At 40.5% G+C, this 513-nt stretch carries 2 pseudogenes; one reads left to right on the top strand and one right to left on the bottom strand.

The annotated features are described in order from the left end of the window. Positions 1 to 115 (bottom strand): annotated as a pseudogene (locus R7093_RS28240) (lipoprotein); the annotation flags it as partial. A gap of 270 nt (positions 116 to 385) precedes the next feature. Here R7093_RS28240 and R7093_RS28235 point away from each other — a divergent pair. Further along, positions 386 to 513 (top strand): annotated as a pseudogene (locus R7093_RS28235) (flavodoxin); the annotation flags it as partial.

The raw sequence follows: 513 nt of genomic DNA, 5'->3' as shown, positions 1-513 counted from the left end.
TATTCAGTTTTATGTCTTTCATAGTAAACATACCCAAAGAGACATCACCAACCTCATCGTTGCCACAGCCAGCAAGAATGGTAACCAAACCTAAAGCAAGCAAACGTTTTTTCATTATTCCGTCCTTAATTAGAAAAATATATAGATTCAATCTATCAGACGTTGGCATCTAAAACAAAATTTGGCGCAACCTCAGGACTTTAGCTAGGTTTGTTAAGGGCTTCATGCTAATGTACCGCTTCAAAGCGAGTTCATGTTTAAGAGTTGAGTCAATGCGATATAGAAAACCCTGTTAGGTTTTCGGAATATTGGCGTGATGGCTCATATACAGCCCTCGTTTTTGACTCGCTACTACTCTGTAGCCTGAGATATTTAAGGTACTCAAATGAATGAACAGCAGTTAGCCAGCATCGAACGCAAAAATGCGTGGCTGCACGATCTCGTCGAAGTTGAATTTCCCACTCCTGAAAGCTTGAAAGGTCGCGAAACCTATTTCCAAGCAACAAATGCTCA

Source organism: Vibrio sp. 1580, from assembly GCF_033340055.1.
This window is presented reverse-complemented; position numbering and strand designations above follow the sequence as displayed.